Consider the following 17,395-nt stretch of genomic DNA (forward strand, 5'->3'; position numbering starts at 1 on the left):
CGACCGCTAGGCTGACCATTCTCGGCCTTGCCACCTGGAGAAACGCCCATGTCCGACAGCGTCTTCGCGCAGTTCACCGCCGACGACGACCAGCTCGACGTCGCGTTGCTTGTGCAGCCGGCGGTCAACGCCGCCCTCGTGCACAACCGGGTGCCGCTGGTCCGCCACCTCACGCTTCTCAACCGCGGCACGGAACCGCTGGCGGACGTCACCCTGACGCTGGAGCTACTCGGCCCCGACGGTGCGCTCACCGAGCCGTGGACGCGTACCCTCACTGCGCCGCTGCGGAGCGGGGCGAGCACTGGCTGGGACGACTTCCGCGACGTCACCCCCGACCGGGCGCTGCTCTACCGCACCGACGAGGCGTTCCCGGTTGACTACCGCCTCACCGTCGAGGCGGATGACAAGGCGTTGACGCTGGTCGCCCCGTCCCGAGTGCTCGCACACAACGAGTGGTTCAACAGTCCCGCCCTCTACGACAGCCTGGCCGCCTTCGTGCAGCCGAACACCCGGGCGGTCGAGGCCGTGCTGCGGTCGGCGGCGCAGCTCCTGCTCGCGCGTACCGGCTCCGGTTCGCTGCAGGGCTACCAGGACGGCCCGGAGCGGGCGGCGCTGATCGCCGGCGCCGTGTACGAGGCGCTGCGCCAGCTCGAGATCACCTACCAGACCCTGCCGGCGTCGTTCGAGAACAGCGGCCAGAAGGTGCGGACGACGGCCGCGGTGCTGGACGGGCGCCTCGGCAACTGCCTCGACCTCTCCGTTACCTACGCGGCATGCCTGGAGGCGGCCGGGGTGCACCCGCTCATCTTCATCAGCGAGGGGCATGCCTTCGGCGGCTTCCTCCTCGAAGAGGAGCGGCTCGGTGCTGCGGCGGTCACCGAGACCAACCTGCTGATCTCGATGGTCGACTCGGGCCGGGCGGTGCCGGTCGAGCTGACCCGCGTCGGGCCTGGCGCCCAGTCGGCGGCCTTCACCGAGGCGGTACGCGTCGGGCTCGGCCACTTCCGCGGCGAGGGCCACCGCCTGCAGGGCGTCGTCGACGTCCACCTCGCCCACCGCTCCGGGATCCGGCCGCTGCCGTCGGCCGACGAGCTGGTCGCGCCCGCGCCCGTCGAGGCCGAGATGACCCCCGACGCCGGCGCGTCGCTCGACCTTCCGCCCGGTGTCGCGGCCGCGAAGCTGCGCCAGCTCGCCGACGAGGGCGACGAGGTGCCGCAGCCCGCCGACGGCTCCCCGGCGCGCATCCAGCAGTGGCGGAAGTCCCTGCTCGATCTGAGCCTGCGCAACCCGCTGCTCAACCTGCCCAAGCGTGGCCGCGGTCTGGACCTGCACGTGCCCGCCGGCGCCCTCGCCCTGCTGGACGACCTCATCCACGACGGCCGTCAGGTGCAGGTCATCCCGCAGGATGACATCAGCCATGTCCACGAGCTGGCCGGCGCGCGCCGGGTGCAGGACCTCGACGCCGAGATCCTCAGCCGGGAGCTGCGCACCGACCGGCGGGTCTACGGCGCCGTCACCGAGGCCCGCTACAAGACCGCCATGCGGGCGCTGCAGCGCGAGGCGCGCACGATGGAGCAGGAGACCGGCAGCAACTACCTCTACCTGACCATCGGCACCCTGGTGCACACCAAGACCACCGGGGGAGAGGCGTACGCGCCGCTGTTTCTCCTGCCGGTGCGCATCGAGGGTGGCAGCGGCCGCCGTCCGTACGCGATGGTCATCGACGGCACCGAGGTGGCCAGTCCCAATTACTGCCTCATCGAGTGGCTGCGGGTCAAGCATGGTGTGCGGATCCCGGAGCTGGAGCAGCCGGTCCTCGACGAGCATGGCATCGACATCGCGAAGACCCTCGCGGCGGTCAACACCGGGCTGGTCGACAACCGGCTGAACTACCGCATCGACGAGACCGCCAGCCTGCGGCTGCTGCAGTTCTCCACCTTTCAGATGTGGCGGGACCTCGGCGACCACTGGCCCCGGTTCATGGAGAACCCTGTGGTCCGGCATCTGGTGGAATCCTCCGGCGCCACCTTCGACGACCCGGCCCGCCCGAACCATGACGCCGACGTCGCGGTGGACGAGGGGGAGCTGCACCTGCCGATCCCCGCCGACGGTTCCCAGATGCAGGCCATCGTGATGGCCGAGCGCGGACAGTCGTTGGTGCTCGAAGGGCCGCCCGGCACCGGCAAGTCGCAGACCATCACCAACATGATCGCCCGCGCGGTCGCCGCCGGCCGCTCGGTGCTGTTCGTCGCCGAGAAGCAGGCCGCCCTCGAGGTGGTGAAGCGCCGGCTCAAGCAGATCGGTCTCGGACCGTTCGCGCTGGACCTGCACGGGCGCAAGCAGTCACTCAACGCCATCCGACAGCAGTTGCGCGAGGCCCTCGACCAGTACGACCTGGGCGGCGACGGCGACTGGACGGCCGTCGAAACGGCCTACCGAGCGCGGCTCGCCCCGCTGGCCGAGTATCCGACGCAGGTCCATACCACCAACCCGGTCGGGATATCGCTCTGGTCGGCCTACGAGCAGGTCCTCGCGTACGGGGACGGCCCTGCCGCCCCGGTCCCGGTGAGCTACCTGCACGCCCCCGCCGAGGTACGCGCCCGGGTGGAGACGACGCTGCGAGAGTTCCCGGCCGCCGCCCGCTCGGCGCGGGTCCGGCCCGAGCATCCCTGGGCGCTCAGCGGCTGCCGGACCCTCGACGGGCTGCACGGCGCGGCCGTCACCGAGATCGCCGCCGACCTCGAACGCCTCCGCGCTGACCTCGCCGCGCACCCCCAGCTGCTCGGGCTGCTACGAACGCTGCCTACCCCGGAAACCGTCACCGAGCTGCAGGCCGGCGCCTGGCTCGCCGTACGCGCAATGCTCCCGGACCGGGAGACCACCTTGCGCGCCAGCGACCGCCGGTGGGACGAGGCCGCGGCCCGGCTCCAGGGGGAGCTGGCCGCCTTCCACCAGGGCTTCGCCAGCGAGCTCGCCACCTTCCGCCCGGACGTGTTCGCCCGCCCCGAACTGGCCGCCTGGCACGCCGAGGCGCAGGAGGCGGCGAAGAAGCTGCTCGGCAAGCGCAAGCGCCGGCAGGCCGTCGTCGACAAGCTGGCCGTGCACCTGGTCGCCGGCGCGACGCTCGACGTCGAGCGGGTCGAGGTGACCACCGGACGCCTGGTCGCCGCCCAGGCCCAGGCCGCCGCGCTGCACCAGCACGCGGTCGCGCTCGGCGGCCTACGGATCCCGGCATGGCAGCCCACGAACCCGGATGCACAGCAACGGCTGGCGGAGGCGATCGAGGCGACCCGGGCCGGCCGCACCCTCCTGGCCCGGCACCCCCAGGCCTGGGAGCTGTTCCAGCGCGGCGTCACCGACGTCGACGCCGCCCTCCTGGACAGGGTCGCCTCCCGGTGGCGGGCCTGGCGCGGGGTGCTGCGCTCCGCAGAGCCGGAGCTGGCCCTGTGGTCCGCCGGCTCGCACTGGGTCGACGCCTGGCAGCGGGACGGCGCGACCTGGCTGCACGACCTGCGCAGCGAGGAACTCTTCCCGCTGCGCCGCTGGGCCACCGTCCTCACCCACGCCGACGTGCTCGCCTCCGCCGGCCTCACCGACTACCGCGACCAGCTGCTGCGCGCCGACGTGAACGGACAGTTCGCCGAGGAGGCGTACCGGCGTGGCGTCGCCGCCGCCTCCCTCGGCGAGCGGCTACGGGCCGGCGGGCTGCAGTACTTCGACCCGGAACTGCACGACGACGAGATCGTCCAGTTCGAGACGGCCGCCGGTGAGCTGCGGTCGGCGCTACCCGAGCGCCTGCCCTCGGTCCTGGTCCGCCGCCGCCCGTTCAGCCCTTCCGACCGGCGGGGCCGCTTCGCCGACTTCGCGGCGGAACTGCGCCGCAAGCGCGGCGGCCGGTCCTTCCGGGAGCTATTCGAGCAGTATCCCGACGCCGTGCTGGCGTTGACGCCGTGCGTGCTGGTCAGCCCCGCCTCGGCGGCGAACTTCCTGGCCCCGGGAAGCCAGCGCTTCGATCTGGTCATCTTCGACGAGGCGTCGCAGATCCGGGTCGCCGAGGCGATCGGCGCGATGGGGCGGGGCAGGGCCGTGGTGGTGGTAGGTGACTCCCGGCAGATGCCGCCGTCCAGCATCATGCAGGCCAGCCACACCGTTGACGACGTCGACGAGGGCGACGGCCCGGTGCTGGAGGACCTGGAGAGCATCCTCAGCGAAGCCGTCGAGTCGGGGCTGCCGCAGCGGTGGCTGTCCTGGCACTACCGCAGCCACGACGAGTCGCTGATCGCCTTCTCCAACCGCTACTACTACGACAACAAGCTCTCCAGCCTCCCGTCGCCGGGGATGAGCAGCTCCGCCGGCATCACGTGGCGGCGGGTCGACGGCCGGTACGACCGCGGCGGCTCACGGACCAACGACGTCGAGGCGCGCGCCGTCCTCGCCGACATCACCCGGCGCCTGCACGATCCGGCCACCGCCGGACAGTCGATCGGCGTGGTTACCTTCAACATCCAGCAGCGGGACCTCATCCTCAACCTGCTGGAGGACAGCACCGACCCGATCATCCGCGACCAGCTCTCCGGCGCGGTCGCCGAGCCAATCTTCGTCAAGAACCTGGAGAACGTGCAGGGCGACGAGCGGGACATCGTCCTGTTCTCCCTGGCCTTCTCCACCAACCCGGAAACCGGCCAGCTCCCGCTGAACTTCGGTCCGCTCAGCCAGGCCGGCGGTGAGCGGCGGCTCAACGTGGCGATCACCCGGGCCCGCCGACAGGTGGTGCTGTTCTCCTCCTTCGACCCGTCGGACATCGACCTGTCCCGCACCTCGGCAGTCGGCACGCAGCACCTGCGGGCGTACTGCGAGATGGCCGCCGCCGGCGCCGACCGGCTGGGCGACCTGGCCACCGACCGGACCGAGCGGCGCAGCCGCATCCGCGACGAGGTGGCCGCCGCGCTGCGCAACCGCGGCCACGAGGTCCACACCTCACACGGCCTGTCCGACTTCACCGTGGACCTCGCCGTACGGCGGCCGGGCTCGGCCCGCTGGCAGGTGGCCGTCATGTTGGACGGCCCCGACTGGAGCGCCCGCCCGACGGTGGCCGACCGGGACCTGGCGCCCGCCCTGCTCCGGACCATCATGGGCTGGCCGGAGGTGGTGCGGTTCTGGCTGCCGGCGTGGATTCACGACCGGTCCGCGCTGCTCGACCGCGTCGACGACGCCGTCGCAAGGGCCGACGCCCCAGAGCCGCCCGCGCCAACCGAAGCCGTCGCGCCCCACGACACGGTCGAGCTGCCGTCGCCCCGCACGGCCGAGGACGTCGAGCAGGTCCACCTGGTCGAGCCGTCGGGTCCGCGTGTGGCAGAGGACACCGAGCTCGTCACGGGAGCGTCGCCAGCACCCGTTACGGGCCTCGCCACCGCCTCGGCGCCGGTCCCCGTCGCGAGCGCACCGCCTGCGACGACCGGCGCCATCGAAGTCAGCCCCTTCATCCCGTACGCCCCGACGCCGCTGGGCGACCAGAGTGACCTCGACCTTCTCGCCACCGACCGGCGGGTGCGCGGGCTCGTTCGGGAGGCGCTGCGGGAGATCATCGCGGCCGAGGGACCCGTCGAACAGCACCGGCTCGCCCGCCTGGCCCTGGCCCGCTTCGGCTTCCTGCGAACCCGGGAGGACCGGCGCCTCGCCGTGCTCGCGCTCGTCGACACCCGCCGGCTGTACGGCCATCCCACCGTGGGGCGGTATGCCTGGCCTGAGGGGACGGATCCGCAGACCTACCGCGCGTACCGCGTCACCCAGGCGAGCAGCGACCGGGCCTTCGAGGAGGTGCCTCCCGAGGAGGTCGCCAACGCGTTCGTTGACGTTCTGCAGAGCGTGCCGAGCATGGATGAGGAGCGCCTGCTGCGCGCGGGGCTGGAGCGCCTCGGCTACCGGCGGCGCACCGACAAGATCGACAAGCTGCTCCGGTACGGCTTGAACGTCGCGGTGACCAGCGGCCGAGTCCGGTGCGACCAAGAGGGACGTCTGACCCTGGGTCGACATGAGTCATCGGCGTGACCATGCCTGGGCGAAGCCCTGGCCGGCTAGTCGGCCGACTTTCGCTTGTCTCATGGTGCACCGCGCTCGTCCAGCCGAAGACCGATCAGCATGCCAGCACATAAGTGATGGTCGCGATCATGCCCGGCGCTCGATCGCCTCTGAGCGGCAGGGGATGCACCTGCCAGCAGGTTGGCCAATGTGCCCCGGACGCGAGCAGCGGCGGCCGCCGCCGGTCATCGGCCGCGTTGCGCCGCCCCGCTCGGCGCAACCCAGAGTGGGGGCCCGCTTTCGCTGCGGAGCGAACCGGTCGCGATGCGGTGCCCGCCTGTCTTTCATTGATTGGTCTTCAAGGCTTCGGGTGACACCCTGTCTGTCACCCCCGATGGCCGAATCTGTCACCCTGCCCTGCTGATTTGTCACCCCAGAGGCGGTTCCCGTCCGCCCGGCTCCGGTGACCAGGCGGTAGACGCGGGTGGCGATCCCGGCGACCTTGGACACGGCCAGGCGGCCGAGCTGCACCAGCTTCGTGAGGCATCGCTGCACCGTCCGCTCCGAGCAGCCGGCGTAGTTGGCGATGGTGGCGACGGAAGGCCAAGCCTTGCCTTCGTGGTTGGCGTGTGCAGCGATGGCGATGGCCACGGCTCGCTCGTTCTTCCCTAGGTCTTTCGTCCCGAGAAGAGCGTCCTTAACGGCAAGGCTCATTGGCGTCGGACCTCCTACGTCCGTCGGGGCCACGGGCAGGTGATCTGCACAACGCGGCCGAGCTCCATATGGCATCCCGCGCCGTACAAGCGCCGGGTTTAGTGATCCACGCTCACCTATCGCCGAAGGTCAAGTCGCAGAGGAGAGGCGAGCATCCCAACCGGCTGCCGATTGCGCCCGAATCGAACTCGGCGAGGAGCCGCACGCGCCGAAACCCGACACGAGCGCGCTGAGCCTTGGAGGTCGGCGAGGCGGCGCGGCAGGAATCGTGGCGCGTCGTCCTGGACGAAACTGGCCCAACCGCCTTGCTGGTCTGGCCGCAGGGCGCCGAGGGCGGCCACGAACCGCGAACCTACGAGCAACTGCTGGATGCGGTCGACCAGGTTGGCGGGGAGATTGACTGGGACAAGCCGTTCCCGGCGCGTTCGCCTGCGGCGGAGGCAATCCGAACGCTGTAGGGATAGCGGGCGGCACGATCTGCACGGCATTGAGGGGGCGTTACGGCCGTTGGGTCGTCCGCCCTCAGGCCCACGGAGGCGGGGCTGGCGCGCGCCGACCGCCTGCAGGGCTGTTAGTCGAGCTAGCCGTCCTGCTCCCGTCGAGCATCGAGGGCTATCGCAGTACTGTGCGCGCCATGATCCGGAAAGCCATGATCGTAATGCCCCTTTGTCTGCCCTCCCTCGCTGCTTGTAGCAGCAACGCCGATTTGCCGGAAGCCGCTCCGTCCTCCGCATCGCCAGCTCCTGCCGCCAGCACGGCGTCGGAGGCGGCGGCCAGCCCGACCGCTTAGGCCGCCAGCGAGGAGGCAGAGCTTCGCCAGGCGGTGGTCGCGTACTCGGACGCCTTCCTCGACGCGAAGCCTACGGCCGGCTACCAGCTGTTCTCGGCCAGGTGCAAGGAACGCGTGACCCTCAGCGAGTTCCCCGGGATGCTGAGGGCCGCCAAGCAGATGTACGGCAAGGCGATGCCAATCAAGAGCTTCGAGGCGCAGATCTCAGGTGATCTGGCCCGAGTGACCTACACCTATGACGTGCCTGCCCTGAACCAGAACAAGGAGCCGTGGGTGCGGGAAGACGACACGTGGAAGCAGGACGACTGCTTAGCCTGCATCAAGTTCGGTGCGTCAGCCGCGCCAGCTTGAGCGATCGTTGGCGAGGTTCCGGTGGCGGTCCATCGGCGAGGGTGAACTGAAGCTCGACCTCCACCACCGGAACCTCAAACACTCAGCGGCTTCGTGGCGCCGTCTCGATCGAGTCGGCGACGAAGCTCCACTCGTCGACCATGTCGGTCAGATGGCGAGCGGTTGTTGGAGGCCAGGTACTTGCCGCGGCTGACTGCTACCAGGCCTTTCCGCGGATCGGGGGCACGTCGAGGTCGCGCTCGTCGCCGCGGTGCTCGGCGAGGAGCTGCCGACGGATCGAACGCCAAGCGACGCGCTCCTGCCGGTGGGCGAGTTTACGGTGCGACTGAAAGGTGCAGAGCTGACAGCCGCAAAGGTTCGGGGCCTGAGCCGAGGGCTGCCGGTAGCAGCGAGTGCGGTTCCAGGCGGGCGAGGCGAGGTACTCGTCGAGGTCGCAGGGGCCGGAGCCGTGTCGGTGGATGTCGGTAAACCAATAACGCAAGTGCGGATCCAGCTGCTGCACTCGCTCAGGTCGGTGAACGTCGGTACGGGCCATGTGACGACCGCCTTCCGGCCGCCCGCGCTCCGTGCGCGGGACTTAACGCCTGGGTGGCATGTCGATCACCTCCAAGGGGTGGGGCGGACGCCTGGTATGCGAGTGGTGGGGGCGTGCCCGGCATCCAGCTCAGCCGGGGGAACACCCGTTACAACTTTTTGGGTTGCGCCGTACATGTTAGGCCGGGGCTCCGACGAGATTTGACCACCTAGCCGCGGCCGGCGTCCTCGGCTACCAAGCAAAGCTCCGAGCTGGCGATAGCCGGGGGCAGAGGGATACCGGACCTGTACGCCGGTAGCGGTGGATCGGCTGCGCGGCACGGGCGTGCACGACTCGTGGCTGGTGGGACATCTCGTCCATTTCCTGCTCCCGCTGACCTTGCCGCAGGCGCGGCGGTTCGTTCCCCTGTTCGACCCGAAGGCGGACAGGCGCCCATAGGTCGCCTGGTTCAGCGCGTTGATGGAGGCCCGAGCGGCGGACAGAACGTCCTACCCGGCTGACATAGTGACCAGCGGCCTTGTGACGGTGGCGACGGCCATGAGGATGTGGGAGTTGCGGGGGTGGGGGAGTTGATGACAGCGACTGTGCCGCTGGATGCGATTCAGAGCGACCGGGCTGCCGGTGTTCTCCTCGGTGCGGCGTGCGGTGACGCGCTGGGCGTGCCGTACGAGTTCGGACCGCCGCTTCCGGCGAACGAGCAGCCGGAGATGCGCGGTGGGGGACTCGGCCCGTACGCGCCGGGTGAGTACAGCGATGACACCCAGATGGCGATGTGCATCGCGGAGGTGTCCGCCACCGGGGCGGATCTACGCCGCAGCGACTCCCTCGACCGCATCGCCGGCAACTTTCTCCGGTGGAAACGGGAGGGCGCCAGCGACATCGGGGCACAGACCCGCAAGGTCCTGGACGCGGTCTCGCACGTGAGCGGACCGGGCACCGCCGCGGCGATGCGAGACGCAGCCGCCGATCTGCACCGGCGGACTGGCCGCAGCGCCGGTAACGGGTCTCTGATGCGCACCGCGCCGGTTGCGCTGGCCTATCTCGGCGATCCGGAGGCACTCGCGGAAGCCGCCCGCGCAGTCAGTGAGCTGACCCATTACGACCCCCTGGCCGCGGAGGCATGTGTGCTGTGGTGCGCCGGGATCCGCCGGGCGGTGCTCGACGGGACCTTCGACGGGGTACGCGAGGGTCTGGACCTGCTGCCCGCGCAACGCCGTGACCGATGGTCGGTCTGGTTGGCCGAGGCGGAGTCCAAGCCGCCGGAGCAGTTCCGACCCAATGGGTTTGTGGTCGTCGCGTTGCAGGCCGCCTGGTCGGCGATCACACACACCGACGTTCCCGAGCACGACCCGGGCCACGGCAGCTTCGCCTGCCAGCATCTCGAACGCGCCTTGGCGGCAGCGGTGCGCGTCGGCGACGACACCGACACCGTCGCGGCGATCGCCGGGGCACTGCTCGGCGCCAGGTGGGGCTCGTCCGCGGTGCCCCTGGCCTGGCAGCGCGTCGTTCACGGCTGGCCGAGGCGGCGCGCGGCGGACCTGATCCGCCTGAGCGTGCTTACCGCCCAATGCGGCCAAGCCGGCCAGGGCGGTTGGCCGGGCTGCGCCCGCGCGCCACGGCAAGCAGTTGCACCGTTGATGCAGGCCCACCCGCACGATCCCGGGGTGATCCTCGGCAACCTCCACACCGACGCAGCCGCAGCGCGTGCCACCGCGGTGATCTCCCTCTGTCGCGTTGGCTGCGACGATTTCGACGACGTGCCCGTCGCCAACAGGGTCGGGGCGTGGCTAGTCGACCAGCCTGGCGCCAACGCACACCCGCACTTTGTAGTCGATCAGGCCGCCCGCATGCTGCTCAAGCTGCGCAAGGAGGGCCATGTCGTGCTGCTGCACTGCGCCGCAGGCCAGAGCCGCACGCCGGCGGTCGCCGCCCGCTACACAACCTTGACCACCGGCACACCGGCGCGCGCCGCGCTGGCCGAGCTGCGCGGGCTGCTCGACACGCACGGCTGGACACTCAACCCGGAACTACGGCAGGTCGTCGAACAGCTGTGACGCGCTACGCCACGGTTGCTGTAGGCCGCGCAGACACAGGCGAGAAGCCGGCTGCAGGCGAGGCGGACCTATGGCCCGGCCCATGAAGGGAGCGGCCCACACCACCTGCCGGAACAACTTTGGTGCGGCTCAGGGGACCGCCTGCCCATGGAGACCGGGATCCCGGGGGGAGCGGGATGGGAGCAGACGGGTCACGCAACGACAGCCAGCTGCACCCAACGGCACCGAACAGCAGTGAACGGCACTCGGGCCCACCTGCAGTTCTGCGCTTCCGCAGGTCGGCGGCGGTGCGACGTCCGGCTTCACACCGAAGTGCTCCCCGGTTTGCGCAGCAGTCGACAGCATTCTATGTCTGCTGGCAGGGGAGTATGCGCAGGTCACGGCGGTAAGGAGTTGCTGGATGGCCTGGCCTTGCAAGTGGAAGCAGATCGGGTGCAGGTTGGGCGAAGCGGTCACAGCGCCCGAAGTGCTAACCGACAGTGGACAGAGCCGAGGGGCTTTGACCTGCGGTGATGTGGGCGAGCCGTCCGGCGTGACCTCCCGGAGAAGGCCGAAGTGGTCGGCTATCGCTGGTCGCCGCTCGGTCCGCGTCGACTGTCGCCCGGAGCCCGCTGGCGTCATTCACGAGGTCCTCGCTGCATCGACGTATGGCTCTGGACCCCGCCGTGCTGACGCGGGTATCGATCCAAGGAAATGGAACTCGGATCTTACCGGCAACATCCTGACCAGCGCTCCGTGCTCGGTGACCTCTTCGGCGGCCCTGAAGTGGTCGCCCGAGGACGCATCGACCGGGCCCGGCCCTCCATCAACCGAGAAATTGAGCCTCGGGCGCCAATCCTGTTGTGAGGGCGTGACTGGCGATCAGGTCGCACTCGATCTCGAGCAGTTGGGTCGGGGAGCAGCCCGGCAAGCCTGCCCAGGAGCTTTCGAGGGGTTGGCTGAACGCGGCGCGCTGCCGGTGGCCTTCAAGTTGGCTCTTGGCGGCATGAGCGGCCAGTCGGGCCCGGATCAGCCCCTGGCCGATGTACACGAGGCGCGTCTGGCCGGGGCGGCGGATCCGGTAGACGCCCACCATGGGCTCCGTGACCGGTCGGGAACTCCAGGAGCTCCAGGGAAGCTGGGCCCAGTCACACGCCGTCGGAGCTCGACCAAGGTCAAGGACCGCGTCCTGGTCGGCGGGCCGGGAGGCGCGGGAGTCCTGGTAACCGCGTGCCCGGCCCCCTGCCCTCACGAGCGCCGCGTTGTTACCTGTGGACTTGACCCATCCGTCCGGCATGCGTCCGAAGTTGGCCGTCGGCGAGCGACCGAATCGCGCGCGGTGCTGCGACAGCACTACACACTCCGCCATCTTGCGTTCCCTGATGTCCCCGGCGAACTCCGCGATGGAGAACTCGAACTGGGCGCCGTTGCCGGTGCGCATGACCCACAGGCAGGGAGCGGCCGTATGCGGGTCGTTGTACGGCATCTCATCGCGATAGAGAACGCATAGCTGACCGAGCCGGCGTCGCAGCTCAGCGGTCTGCCCGACGTAGGCAAGGGCGCCGTCACCCATGGGCCTCACCTGGTACAGCCCCGGGCCTCGTGGCACCGTCAGGCGAGCGGCCCGATCGCCGAGCGGAAGCCAACCGCTCCACGCGAGAGCCGGCGTGGTCCGGCTCGAACTCAAATTCGGCCACCTGGACGGAAGTGGTCAAAGGTCCCTCGCACCTGCTGGACCCAGAACGCGTCTCGGGCCTGCTTCGAGGCACCCTTCTGGAGTAAACCCATGTCCTGCGCGAGCTGATAGAAGCCTGGGCCGGCGTCGTTCGCATCAAGGTAGATCACCAGCGCCGACATCATCGCCCCTACAACCGGATACGTCTTCTGGACGATCTGGCCCAGCAGAAAGCCCATCGCAGCACGTTCGGCCGGCTGAGAGAAGTCGAACGCCGGGTAGCCCGTACGCCGCGCCAGCGTCACGCTCATCTCGGTGTAGGACGTGTTGCGCTCCATCAGTGCCCGCTCGCGCAGGAACTGTTTACCGGCCTCCACCAGCTCGTCCCACTCGTCGTCGTTGCGACCGTACGCCGACACTCGATCAGCCCCCCAGCGTCTCATGGTCTTGGCCGACCCGGACTGTAAGTGACGGGCGGCCGGGCTGTACAGACCATCGTGCAGTCGGGCCAGCGACCGCAGTCCGAGCCCCGTTTGCCTCGGGCAGCCAGCGCGGCCCAAGTTGCGGCAACGTCATTTGCGGCCGGTCACCATGAGGGCCGGCGCGTCCGTGCGTTGAACAGCGTCCAACGGCACTCAACGGCGTTCAACTGCACCCATCAGGACCTGCACGTTCTCGTTTCCGCAGGTCGGAGTCGGTGCGGCGTCCTGCTTCACACCGAAGAGGTCACTGGTTCGATCTCAGTATCGCCCACCTTAAATGTATACAGGTCAGAAGCCCGTTACCGGAACCAGCGGTAACGGGCATTCGCCGTCTTGCCCCTTAAATTGGGAGCACATTGGGAGCAGGGCGTTCGGCTCTGGTGGACGCCCGCTGTAGGCGGGCCGACGGCCCTACTCGCTTACAGGCTCACACCCACCGCCTGATAGAAAGGCCGGGCGTACCCCGCTACCGACACACGCGTGACGCAGGGCTGTGGGCTATGGCGCAGCTGCCTGAGCGTTCGCGGTCGGCCCGTTGGGCCGCCGCTACGACCGGCGAGGCCGGTTGCGGTACGCCGGCCGCACCCACCACTGAGGGCGCCGCAGCGCCAGGAACTCGCCGCGCTGCTCTCCCCGCTTCGGCCGGCGGAGCGCAGAGGCGTGCCGATCGCGCACCCGTGGCCGCAGCCGCTCCCGGCGAGCTGGTCCGGGCAGCTCGACCGACCCGAGCCGCTGCGCTACCACCGGGTGGAGCCGACCGTGGTCGCGGAGATCGACGTCGACACCGCGTACGAGCACCACCGCTGGCGGCACCGCGTCCGCTCCCTGCGCCCACGGGTGGACCTGTCCGTCTACGACGTGCCGCTGCTGTTCGACGACAGCGGCCGCTGAGCGACCGGCGGAGCGCAGACGGCGCGGCGTGTGGCGTCAGGCCTGGGCCGCTTCCCGGTCGAGTTCGTCCCTCCGGTAGTAGGTCGGGGAGTTCCGGCACAGCTTGCAGGCGGGAACCAGCGGCTGCCCGGCACGTCCGGGCGGCTTCTTCCCACAGCAAGGCGACCATTTCTCCGCCTCGGGCGCGTCGCCCTGAACGACGGCCGTCCCGTATCGGCGTTCGCAGGCTCGTTCGTTCGTCCGGTCGCGGCGCGAGGCGCTTCCGCCCTCGGCCAGCTCTAGGGTCCCGCCCCGCTCGGCGACGACCTCCACGTGGGAAGTGGCGGGGATCCAGGTAACCCGGTCACGGTGCCGGTACGGCAACCACGACCCGTGCAGGATGCCCTCCAGCAGGTGGTCCAGGTGCGGGCGCGGGCCGCACGGGAACACCGCGGTGGTGGCGGCCTTCTCGCGGCTGTAGCTGCGAGGGTTGAAGGTCGGGTAGAGGTGCATGCGCCCGCACGGCACGGCCTTGCGGGTGACGGGGCAGCGGTTCGTGCCGGTCCAGAGGTCCGCCCACCCGCATCGCTGCGCCTCGAACGTGATGGCGCCCGCGCCGATCTCTAGCCGGGGCTCGGTCAAGTACAGGCGATAGTCGCTGAGGGCGGGCACGGACAGGTGTGGCACCGGGTGGAGGAACGCGATGTTGTCGGCGCTGCGGTCGGTGGTCCAGACCACGCGGTCGCCCGCCTTGTGGAGCGCCTTCTGCCGGGCCCGGATGTCACCCGGGGCCACCCTGGAGTGTTGGACCTCGCCGGCCACGGTCAGGACGGGGCCGACGGCCACGACATCGGGCCGACGGCGGGCGCGCGGTTGCCACACCTCGAGTTTGACCTCGCCGCCGACGGACCGCCATGTGCGGGCCTTGCGCTCCTTGAGCGCCTTGTGAGTGTCGGTCTCGGGCTCATGCTCCGGGTGCGGTGAGCGGCCGTCCTCGTGCCGGAACACCGGGCCGTACGGCCCCTCCACCAGCGTCATCCAGACCGGCGACCGAGGGAGCCCGTTCTGGGCTCGGTGGTGCATGCAGAGCAGGCAGAGCAGCTTCTGGCCACGGATGCCGTGGGGTCGATCGTTCGCCAGGCGCTCGCGGAGATCCGGCTGGTCGGGCTGACCCCAGTCCGGCAGGCGGGGCTGCAACTCGACTCGGGCCGGCACGTAGTACACCCCGTCGTTCATCGCGAGCGGGTCGAGCTGCTCCCAGACTGGTTGGGTCACTGGTCCCCCCCGGGCGGCGGTCCTCGTGCGGGGCCGTGGAATCGGCCGAGCTGCATCCGCGCTCTTCGAGGGTATCGACCGGTACCGACACTGACCGCGATGTGAGTGAGCCTCGCAAGCAACCCCGTCCGCGTCGCGCCCACGCGGTTGAAGCCGCCCGCCGCAGCGACCCTGCTCGTCCGGCATCCGATCCCTGAGGTGGGCTCGCGTAATCTGCACGACCGGAGCGACGCGGCGTGGGCGGGGGCGGGACGATGGGATCGACTGGGCGACGTGGGGATTGACGGGGGCTGCGGTCGTGGCTGCCGGGGTGGCGGCATGGCAGGCGATGATCGCCCGGAGCCAGGCCAAGAGCGCCGAGATCTCCGCCGCCACGGCGGAGAGGCAGGCGCAGGCGGCCGAGGATCAGCTCGCGCTCGCGCGCCAGCAGTATCAGAGCGAGCAGCAGGCCCGCGATGAGGCCGACGGCCCGCGGTTCCAGGTCGACCAGGGCGTTGACCAGGTCAGCGGCGAGCGGTACGCGGAGATCCCGTTCAAGCTGCTCGCGGGGAGGCACCTCGACACCGTCATCATCAGTGCGGCCGGGCAGCCCGACGTGCGCGGGTTCGTCCGCCGCGTCGGCGGGGACTGGCGATTTTCTACGGCCCGCCGGGCACCGGTAAGACCTTCATCGCGCGGCGGCTTGCCGCTTGGCTGGCTGGCGACCCAGCCCGGGTCCGACTGGTCCAGTTCCACCCCTCATACGCCTACGAAGACTTCGTCGAAGGGCTACGCCCCCGCCCGGACCAACCCGGCTTTCACCTCGTCGACGGCCCGCTGGTCGAGATGGCCCGCGCCGCGGCCCGCGACCGCAACCATGACTACGTACTGATCATCGATGAGCTCAACCGGGGGAACATCGCTCGCGTGTTCGGTGAGCTGTACTTCCTGCTCGAGTATCGGGACCAACCGGCCCGCCTGCTGTAATCCCACGATGACTTCCGGCTGCCGCCCAACCTGCACATCATCGGCACCATGAACAGCGCCGACCGATCTGTCGCCCTGCTGGACACCGCCCTGCGCCGCCGGTTCTATTTCGTGCCCTTCCGTGCCGACCAGCCACCAACGTCCCAGGTACTGGCCAGCTATCTGACCCGCAGCCACCCCCGCCTAACCTGGCTTGCATCTGCCGTCGACCGCGTCAACCAGTTGCTCAACGACCCGGCGGCCATCGGGCCCAGCCATTTCATCCGCGACGACCTAGACGAGACCTGGATTCGCCGGGCCTGGGAACACTACGTTCTGCCCACCCTCGAGGACCACTTCTATGGCCAAGAGCACCGGCTCGCCGAGTTCGACTTGGACCTGCTGCGAACGGAGGTGAACGCCCCCAGTGAGGACCCTCCGGCTTCGTGAGTGGACCACCACTCACGCCCTAGCCCTGACCGCACCCGAGCGCGACACCCTGCGCACAGTCCTGCGCGCCACTATTCAACCCACAGCAGGCAGCACCGACCGCTACGACGTCACCCCGGGCAACACGACCGGCGCCCTTCTGGTCGGGGAGACCAGCCTTCTGGTCGAGCCGAAGATCCCGATCTCCCGGGTGCTGTTCCTGCTCGGCTACGCCGCCGACCCGGCGCCTGGCGCCACGACGATGCCACTCTTGGCGTTGCAAGCGATCTGGTCACCGGAGTCGTCGGCCTATTCACCACACTCTGCGGCCGGGCACTACGGCGAGGCATGCTCACCGGCTACCACGGCGTCGAGGCCGACCTGCCCACCGTCCGCGGCCGCATCAACTTGGCCCACCAGCTCCGCGCTCGTCCCGGCCTGGACCTGCCGCTGGCCGTCCGATTCGACGAGCACGACGAGGACATTACCGAGAACCAACTGCTGCTCGCGGCCGCGCTCAAACTCCGTAACCTGCCCCTACGCGGCGACGCCATCCGACGCTCGCTGCACCGACTCATCGACAGCCTGCAGAACGTCACCGCCCTGACCTATCGCCTGACCGCTATACCTGCTGTTACCTGGACCCGGCTGAACCCTCACTACCGGCCCGCCGTAGAACTTGCCCGGCTGTTGCTGCGCATGCACAGCCCCGATCTTGCCTCCGGATCCACCGAGACCCCCGGCCTGACCATCGACATGGCCGTGCTGTTCGAGACATTCGTCCGCGCCGCCCTGCGAGACGCCCTCCGTGCCAGCCCCGACCAATTTCCTCGGGCGACAACTGCCCACCCCTGGCACTGGACGCGCGACGCCGCGTCAGGCTCAAGCCTGACCTCAGCTACTGGCCACGCGGCCAGTGCGCCTTTATCGGCGAGGTCAAGTACAAACGGGACACTGGACCCGGGCAAAGCAGCGACCTGTACCAGCTCCTCGCCTACGCCACGGCCGCCCAACTCTCAGCGGCCACCCTCATCTACGCGGACGGACCACCCGAGCCCCACATCCATCAGATCCCCGCCGCCGAGGTGCACCTCTACGTCCAACATCTCAACCTCACCAAGCCACCGAAAGGCCTACTCCACCAGATAGAACATCTGAGTCTGCTCGTCTCGGCCGCAGGAGAAGGGTCTGTCAAGAAAACGGTGTAACACGGGTTGTTGAGGACTACTTGCGGGCTGCGGCGAGTCGGCCTTCGAAGGCCATCTCGAAGGCGTTCAA

General features: G+C 69.7%; 13 protein-coding genes and 1 pseudogene. 9 read left to right on the plus strand and 5 right to left on the minus strand.

Annotation, left to right across the window (positions count from 1 at the left end; genetic code table 11):
- Nucleotides 1–48 precede the first annotated feature (48 nt).
- Nucleotides 49–6,048, plus strand: a complete 6,000-nt coding sequence (locus ABZV78_RS28180; protein WP_355643367.1) for a DUF4011 domain-containing protein — start codon at nt 49–51, stop codon at nt 6,046–6,048.
- Nucleotides 6,049–6,165: 117 nt separating this feature from the next.
- Here the strand turns inward: ABZV78_RS28180 and ABZV78_RS28185 are convergent, their stop codons facing one another.
- Nucleotides 6,166–6,807 carry a helix-turn-helix domain-containing protein gene (locus tag ABZV78_RS28185; protein ID WP_355643369.1) on the minus strand — a complete coding sequence of 214 codons (642 nt, stop codon included), beginning with the start codon at nt 6,805–6,807 and terminating at the stop codon, nt 6,166–6,168.
- 161 nt (nt 6,808–6,968) lie between these two features.
- Between ABZV78_RS28185 and ABZV78_RS28190 the strand changes: the two genes are divergently transcribed.
- Nucleotides 6,969–7,190 (plus strand): hypothetical protein, encoded by a 222-nt coding sequence (locus tag ABZV78_RS28190; protein WP_355643371.1) that lies wholly within the window; start codon nt 6,969–6,971, stop codon nt 7,188–7,190.
- A gap of 365 nt (nt 7,191–7,555) precedes the next feature.
- Nucleotides 7,556–7,873 (plus strand): hypothetical protein, encoded by a 318-nt coding sequence (locus ABZV78_RS28195; protein WP_355643373.1) that lies wholly within the window; start codon nt 7,556–7,558, stop codon nt 7,871–7,873.
- A gap of 196 nt (nt 7,874–8,069) precedes the next feature.
- Here the strand turns inward: ABZV78_RS28195 and ABZV78_RS28200 are convergent, their stop codons facing one another.
- Entirely contained in the window at nt 8,070–8,375 is a 306-nt protein-coding gene (locus tag ABZV78_RS28200) for a hypothetical protein (protein WP_355643375.1), read from the minus strand.
- A 605-nt stretch (nt 8,376–8,980) separates the two neighbouring features.
- On the opposite strand from ABZV78_RS28200, the gene ABZV78_RS28205 reads away from it, so the two are divergent.
- Nucleotides 8,981–10,462, plus strand: a complete 1,482-nt coding sequence (locus ABZV78_RS28205) for an ADP-ribosylglycohydrolase family protein (RefSeq protein ID WP_355643377.1) — start codon at nt 8,981–8,983, stop codon at nt 10,460–10,462.
- A gap of 805 nt (nt 10,463–11,267) precedes the next feature.
- Here the strand turns inward: ABZV78_RS28205 and ABZV78_RS28210 are convergent.
- Nucleotides 11,268–12,014, minus strand: coding sequence for a hypothetical protein (locus ABZV78_RS28210; RefSeq protein ID WP_355643379.1), 747 nt, complete (start codon nt 12,012–12,014; stop codon nt 11,268–11,270).
- Between the two features lie 110 nt (nt 12,015–12,124).
- Nucleotides 12,125–12,535, minus strand: coding sequence for a hypothetical protein (locus tag ABZV78_RS28215; RefSeq protein ID WP_355643381.1), 411 nt, complete (start codon nt 12,533–12,535; stop codon nt 12,125–12,127).
- Nucleotides 12,536–13,258: 723 nt separating this feature from the next.
- Between ABZV78_RS28215 and ABZV78_RS28220 the strand changes: the two genes are divergently transcribed.
- A complete protein-coding gene (locus ABZV78_RS28220; protein ID WP_355643383.1) occupies nt 13,259–13,489 on the plus strand; it encodes a hypothetical protein in 231 nt (76 codons plus the stop codon).
- Nucleotides 13,490–13,525: 36 nt separating this feature from the next.
- On the opposite strand, the gene ABZV78_RS28225 is transcribed toward ABZV78_RS28220, so the two are convergent.
- Nucleotides 13,526–14,704, minus strand: coding sequence for a competence protein CoiA family protein (locus tag ABZV78_RS28225; protein WP_355643384.1), 1,179 nt, complete (start codon nt 14,702–14,704; stop codon nt 13,526–13,528).
- 708 nt (nt 14,705–15,412) lie between these two features.
- On the opposite strand from ABZV78_RS28225, the gene ABZV78_RS28230 reads away from it, so the two are divergent.
- From ABZV78_RS28230 to ABZV78_RS28245, 4 genes and pseudogenes are all read left to right on the plus strand, one after another.
- Entirely contained in the window at nt 15,413–15,709 is a 297-nt protein-coding gene (locus ABZV78_RS28230) for an AAA family ATPase (protein WP_355643388.1), read from the plus strand.
- A gap of 48 nt (nt 15,710–15,757) precedes the next feature.
- Complete coding sequence (locus ABZV78_RS28235; protein ID WP_355643386.1) at nt 15,758–16,138, plus strand: hypothetical protein; 381 nt, start codon at nt 15,758–15,760, stop codon at nt 16,136–16,138.
- A gap of 327 nt (nt 16,139–16,465) precedes the next feature.
- A pseudogene (locus ABZV78_RS28240) lies at nt 16,466–16,864 on the plus strand (restriction endonuclease); the annotation flags it as partial.
- Nucleotides 16,865–16,974: 110 nt separating this feature from the next.
- Nucleotides 16,975–17,325 (plus strand): hypothetical protein, encoded by a 351-nt coding sequence (locus ABZV78_RS28245; protein ID WP_355643390.1) that lies wholly within the window; start codon nt 16,975–16,977, stop codon nt 17,323–17,325.
- Nucleotides 17,326–17,395 lie beyond the last annotated feature (70 nt).

It is taken from the genome of Micromonospora sp. NPDC004540, assembly GCF_040610095.1.
Taxonomy (GTDB): Bacteria; Actinomycetota; Actinomycetes; order Mycobacteriales; family Micromonosporaceae; genus Micromonospora.

What these genes read in the sequence shown, in the direction of transcription:
- ABZV78_RS28185 (WP_355643369.1), bottom strand. Translation starts at nt 6,807, where the DNA reads ATGCCATATGGAGCTCGGCCGCGTTGTGCAGATCACCTGCCCGTGGCC.
- ABZV78_RS28205 (WP_355643377.1), top strand. Translation starts at nt 8,981, where the DNA reads ATGACAGCGACTGTGCCGCTGGATGCGATTCAGAGCGACCGGGCTGCC.
- ABZV78_RS28225 (WP_355643384.1), bottom strand. Translation starts at nt 14,704, where the DNA reads ATGAACGACGGGGTGTACTACGTGCCGGCCCGAGTCGAGTTGCAGCCC.
- ABZV78_RS28235 (WP_355643386.1), top strand. Translation starts at nt 15,758, where the DNA reads ATGAACAGCGCCGACCGATCTGTCGCCCTGCTGGACACCGCCCTGCGC.
- ABZV78_RS28180 (WP_355643367.1), top strand. Translation starts at nt 49, where the DNA reads ATGTCCGACAGCGTCTTCGCGCAGTTCACCGCCGACGACGACCAGCTC.
- ABZV78_RS28210 (WP_355643379.1), bottom strand. Translation starts at nt 12,014, where the DNA reads ATGGGTGACGGCGCCCTTGCCTACGTCGGGCAGACCGCTGAGCTGCGA.